The sequence below is a fragment of the Pseudomonas sp. PS02303 genome (genome assembly GCF_029959925.1).
GTDB lineage: Bacteria > Pseudomonadota > Gammaproteobacteria > Pseudomonadales > Pseudomonadaceae > Aquipseudomonas > Aquipseudomonas mandelii.
On record NZ_JASCOM010000352.1, the window covers coordinates 1 to 4,890 of the forward strand.

6 protein-coding genes are annotated in these 4,890 nt (G+C 58.7%); 5 read left to right on the top strand and 1 reads right to left on the bottom strand.

Annotated elements, in window-relative coordinates:
* Nucleotides 1–65: 65 nt before the first annotated feature.
* Nucleotides 66–809 carry a phosphatase PAP2 family protein gene (locus tag QMX98_RS32370; protein WP_282411964.1) on the bottom strand — a complete coding sequence of 248 codons (744 nt, stop codon included), beginning with the start codon at nucleotides 807–809 and terminating at the stop codon, nucleotides 66–68.
* A 218-nt stretch (nucleotides 810–1,027) separates the two neighbouring features.
* Here QMX98_RS32370 and colR point away from each other — a divergent pair, with 218 nt between their 5' ends.
* The 5 genes from colR (at nucleotide 1,028) to QMX98_RS32395 (ending at nucleotide 4,752) form a co-directional block, all read left to right on the top strand.
* Nucleotides 1,028–1,711 carry a two-component system response regulator ColR gene (colR, locus tag QMX98_RS32375; protein WP_010457636.1) on the top strand — a complete coding sequence of 228 codons (684 nt, stop codon included), beginning with the start codon at nucleotides 1,028–1,030 and terminating at the stop codon, nucleotides 1,709–1,711.
* Entirely contained in the window at nucleotides 1,701–2,975 is a 1,275-nt protein-coding gene (locus tag QMX98_RS32380; RefSeq protein WP_145308548.1) for a HAMP domain-containing sensor histidine kinase, read from the top strand. The genes colR and QMX98_RS32380 overlap by 11 nt, the downstream gene beginning before the upstream one ends.
* A 160-nt stretch (nucleotides 2,976–3,135) precedes the next feature.
* Nucleotides 3,136–3,804, top strand: a complete 669-nt coding sequence (locus QMX98_RS32385; RefSeq protein WP_077749907.1) for a class I SAM-dependent methyltransferase — start codon at nucleotides 3,136–3,138, stop codon at nucleotides 3,802–3,804.
* Nucleotides 3,805–3,808: 4 nt separating this feature from the next.
* Nucleotides 3,809–4,522: a lipopolysaccharide kinase InaA family protein gene (locus tag QMX98_RS32390; RefSeq protein WP_282411965.1), complete on the top strand. Its 714-nt coding sequence runs from the start codon at nucleotides 3,809–3,811 to the stop codon at nucleotides 4,520–4,522.
* A gap of 2 nt (nucleotides 4,523–4,524) precedes the next feature.
* The gene (locus QMX98_RS32395) at nucleotides 4,525–4,752 is read left to right on the top strand and encodes a hypothetical protein (RefSeq protein ID WP_077749882.1); all 228 of its coding nucleotides are present in this window, start codon (nucleotides 4,525–4,527) and stop codon (nucleotides 4,750–4,752) included.
* Nucleotides 4,753–4,890 lie beyond the last annotated feature (138 nt).

Sequence of the window (4,890 nt, forward strand, 5' to 3'; positions counted from 1 at the left end):
AGCCTCGCTCCTACAGGTCCAGCGAAATCCCTGTAGGAGCGAGGCTTGCCCGCGAAGGCGTCAGTTCATACGCTAACCGGTTGTGCTTCGGACTCTCTCTCAGCTTTGGACGCCGGTCGATACAGGATGTAGTAGTAAGACCCCAGACAGATCAGCCAGCAAAAAATCGCCGTCCACACGTTATGCGAAAAGAAGTGCGCCCCCTGCATCATCCGGCTCACGGAAAACACCGTCCCCAGTGCAAATGCAAACACAAACGCCTGACGCGCGAGTCGCGGACGACGGTCTCGCAGTACAAAGAACAGCGCAAACAGCGTAAACCCGGTGGCGGCATGACCCCCAGGCCAGCAACGCCCAGGCTTGTCGGTTTGCGGACGCGGGCTGAGCAGTTCGCTGTAGGTTTCGTGGCCGCCGAATTGCTCGAGGCTCCACGGGCATTGCACGGCCGTCACCGCTTTCACTGGGGTCACGAACGAGGTCGCCAGCGCCAGCGACATCACCAGGCAACCCAGTTCGCGTTTGAACGGCTTGAGCCTGGCGATGAAAAACGAGCCGGTAAAACCGATGATCGCAAACACCGAAAAGGCGATGACCAATTGCTTGGCTCGGTCATGCAGGATGTCTTCAAGGAAGTAACTGTGGCGTCCGATGAATTCCCCGGCGACCGGGTCGTAGAACAGTTTGGCCAGGTTCATGTCCAGAGACGTCAGCTCAAGCAGCACCAAACTGATCGCTGTGATAGCGGGCACACCCAGACACACCCAAAAGTTGAGCGGTCTGGAAGCGGGGCGGGCAGCGGTCGAAGCCATGGCAGTTCCTTGGTCGGTGAAGGGGTATGAAGTGCGCATCCGCGCGGAGTCTGAGCCCGGCGCTGTCATTGGCGTGTGAATCGATAGTGAAAAACTTGTTAAGCCTTCATCGGTTTTTCTATCGGATTGACAACAGCACGCAGTCCTAGCCCTGAGCCACACTTGGCCTTAAGCTGCGCGGGCCATGACGGCCGTTACTGTGTGCGGAGGAGGTGCCCATGCGAATTCTATTGGTTGAAGACAACCGCGATATCCTGGCCAATCTGGCCGATTACCTGGGGCTCAAAGGCTACACCGTGGATTGCGCGCAGGACGGTTTGTCAGGCCTGCACCTGGCGGCCACCGAGCACTATGACTTGATCGTGCTCGACATCATGCTGCCCGGCATTGACGGCTATACGCTGTGCAAACGCCTGCGCGAAGACGCCCGCCGCGACACGCCGGTGATCATGCTCACCGCGCGCGATCAGCTGGATGACCGGCTGCAAGGCTTCAAGTCCGGTGCCGATGACTACCTGATCAAACCGTTCGCCCTGTCCGAACTGGCGGCGCGTATCGAAGCGGTCATGCGTCGTGCCCAGGGTGGCGGTCGACGCGCCTTGCAGGTGGGTGATCTGAGCTACGACCTCGATACCCTGGAGGTGACCCGCGAGGGACGCCTGCTCAAGCTCAACCCGGTCGGCCTCAAGTTGCTGGCGGTGCTGATGCAGAAAAGCCCGCATGTTCTGCGCCGCGAAATTCTCGAAGAAGCCCTCTGGGGTGATGACTGCCCGGACAGCGACAGCCTGCGCAGCCACGTCCATCAACTGCGCCAGGTGATCGACAAGCCCTTCGCCAAGCCCTTGCTGCAAACCGTGCACGGTGTGGGTTATCGCTTGGCCGAGAGTCGCGATGGAGTTTAAGCAGAGCCTCGCTCAACGGATCATCATCGCCTTTGCGCTGATGAGTGCATTGGTGGCAGGCGCCTTCGCCATGGGCATTGTGGCGACCGTGCACCTGGTGGAAGAAAAGTTGATTTCAGCCGGGCTGGGTGGCGATCTTCAACGGCTCCTGCTGATGGACAGCGTCTCTGACTGGAGCCATCGCCCCGAGCCGGACCAGCTGTTCTATTTCAGCGGTGGGCCGGGGGACTTCGAGTTGCCCAAGGATTTACGGCATCTGGAGCCCGGTTTCCACGAGGTCTTTCGCGAGCAGCTGTCGTATCACGCGATGGTTGAAGTGGTTGATGGCCGGCGTTACGTACTGCTGCAGGATCAAAGCGATTTCGAAGAACGTGAGCGAGTGCTGTTTGCCGTGGTGCTGGTGGGCTTCGTACTGAGCCTGGCGCTGGCAGTCTTTCTCGGTTGGGTCCTGGCGCGCAAAGTGATGGCGCCGGTGGTGCGACTCGCCCGCCAGGTGCGTCACCGCGATCAATTGCTGGGGCTCGCGCCACCCCTGGCACCGGATTATGCCGCTGACGAAGTGGGCGAGCTGGCGGTTGCCTTCGATGCCACCCTTGGGCGGCTGCGCCAGGCATTGACCCGTGAGCGATTGTTTACCAGTGACGTCAGCCACGAACTGCGCACGCCCTTGATGGTGCTGGCCAGTTCCTGTGAGCTGCTGTTGGAAAACCCCGGTATCGACCAGCGTGGCCATGCCCAGGTCGAGCGAATTGCCCGCGCGTGCGCCGAGATGCGCGAGCTGGTGCAAACGTTCCTGATGTTGGCCCGGGCCCAGCGAGAAGACGCGAGCATGTCGCCGCAGCAGACATTGAGCCAGGTCGCCGACGGGCTGCTCAACCAGTGGCGCGAACCGATCGAAGCCAAGGGGCTGAGCCTGATCTTCGAACCGGGCAATCCGCTGGACACCTGTTACAACGCAACCCTCTTGCACGCCGTCATGGGCAACCTGTTGCGTAACGCGCTGCATTACACCGAGCGCGGGTTTATCCGCTTGACCCTCACGGCCACGGGTTTCACGGTCGAGGACAGCGGTGTGGGCATTCCCGAGGAAAAACGCGAGGCAATGTTCGAACCTTTCGTGCGCGGCAGTGAAAAGCGCGGCGAGGGCCTGGGACTGGGGTTGTCGCTGGTGCAGCGGATTTGCGAGAACCAGGGCTGGAGCGTCAGCTTGACCAATATGGAACCTAATGGCTGTCGTTTTCAGGTGCAATTGAGCCAAAGCTAGCGCTTGTTTGAGCAGTCGGGGCTCCGAGCCATGGTGGTCAACTTGAAAAATCTTGTAATGATTCAACATTTCCTTAACAATTTTTTCACAAAGGTATGACCTGACACTGACACTACGCTACCTAAGGTAGGTGCCATCAGAAGTTCAGGAGACCTTAATGATGGACGGCCCGATCAAACTCGATTTTTCCGAAAAGTACGACGATCAACACGCTCAAAGGTATTTGCAGAAACACCAGGATGGCCTTGGTCGTAAGCTATCCCACTGGCGTGACGTGCAGTTGGCGCGAAAGGCGCTGAAGCTGGTCGGTGAGCCTGGGCTGGTCCTCGATTTGCCGTGTGGGGCAGGGCGTTTTTGGCCAATGCTGGCGGAGAAAGCCAATCGAGCGATCATCGGGGCCGACAACTCCGAGTCAATGTTGAAGATTGCCACCCAGGCGCAACCGGCCGACGTGGTGAAACGGGTACAACCCTTGCACACTTCCGCATTCGACATTGCCTTGCCCGACAACGCTGTCGACAGCATTTTCTGCATGCGTTTGCTGCATCACATCGGTGAAGCCGAGCATCGACTGGCCATTCTGCGCGAATTTGAACGAGTCACGCGTGACAGCGTGATCCTTTCGTTGTGGGTGGACGGCAATTTCAAGGCCTGGAAACGCAAGCGCTCAGAGAAACGGCGTGGGCAGGAAGGTTACCAAAACCGGTTTGTGTTACCGGCGGCCACGGTAGAAAAAGAGTTTGAACAAGCGGGGTTCCGTATTCAGGAACGATTGGACTTTTTACCGCTCTATGCCATGTGGCGAGTTTACGTATTACGCAAGAGGTAACAGGATGGCAGTGCAATGTGCAGCAGAGACGGACGTCGCCTCTCAGGACCGCTTCGACTATTTCTGGAATCAGCGCGGTGAATGGGTAGAAGAACCCAACGTCCGTCGCGGTGGAGAAAGTGGCGTGCAGCGGGTCATGGGCAACGATGGTCAGCTGCTCTACGCCAAGCGACAGACCGGGCATATCTATCGCAGCTGGCTGCACCCCTTCGGTCGTCCGACCGTGTTGCGCGAGCGTGATGCGCTCATTGGCCTGCGCGCACTTGGGGTGAGAGTTCCGGAAATCGTTTTCTGCGGCGCACAGCGCGACCCCGTGCACAAATGGCGCGCATTGCTGGTGACCAAGTCGCTGGACGGCTTCGAGGAAATCGAACACTGGTACGCCGGCGGCGGTCGCGAACGTCTCGGCGAAGCGGTGCATGAGCGCGTGTTGAAGGACCTGGCCGAAAACCTGGCCCGCATGCACAAGGGCCGTTGGCAGCACAGTTGCATTTACATCAAGCACGTATTCGTACGGGTGACCGGTGAAGGCGAGTCGGCCAAGGTCGAAATCGCCTTGATCGACCTGGAGAAATGCCGGCAGCGCTTGACCGCCTATCGGGCGGCGGCTCACGACATGAAGCAGCTGCGTCGCCACTCGTCGTTCAGCACGGCGGACTGGCGCAAACTCGTCTACTTTTATGAGACGGCGTTTGGCAGCGCTATCAAAGGTTTATAGCAATGAAACTAGAAATTGCACGAGGTGTTTTTCTGATAGGAGCCTTGGCAGTTGCTTCATTGGCGGTGGCGGCGTGGGAGCAGCCCCGCACGCAAGTTCTCAGTTCAGTGAACGGTGACGCGCACTGTCCGTTGCCACGGGTTGCCAAGGCATCTGTGGCATCTCAACCCGATCATGATTTGTTGCTGTTCATGTTCGGACTTTCTCAAGGAATGAGGCCGCAGAGTTGAACAGATTGAAGCCAAAATAAAAGGCCTCGCCAATGCGAGGCCTTTTTTTGTGCCGAATTTCAAGCCGTGCATGGCCCAAGGTGGGAGCGAGCCTGCTCGCGATGACGGCGGCACAGTCAACATTGAGGTGCCTGACAC

Bases quoted from the DNA above. Each gene is read 5' to 3' on its own strand.
- QMX98_RS32390 (WP_282411965.1), top strand. From the start codon at position 3,809: ATGGCAGTGCAATGTGCAGCAGAGACGGACGTCGCCTCTCAGGACCGC.
- QMX98_RS32370 (WP_282411964.1), bottom strand. From the start codon at position 809: ATGGCTTCGACCGCTGCCCGCCCCGCTTCCAGACCGCTCAACTTTTGG.
- QMX98_RS32385 (WP_077749907.1), top strand. From the start codon at position 3,136: ATGGACGGCCCGATCAAACTCGATTTTTCCGAAAAGTACGACGATCAA.
- QMX98_RS32380 (WP_145308548.1), top strand. From the start codon at position 1,701: ATGGAGTTTAAGCAGAGCCTCGCTCAACGGATCATCATCGCCTTTGCG.
- colR (WP_010457636.1), top strand. From the start codon at position 1,028: ATGCGAATTCTATTGGTTGAAGACAACCGCGATATCCTGGCCAATCTG.
- QMX98_RS32395 (WP_077749882.1), top strand. From the start codon at position 4,525: ATGAAACTAGAAATTGCACGAGGTGTTTTTCTGATAGGAGCCTTGGCA.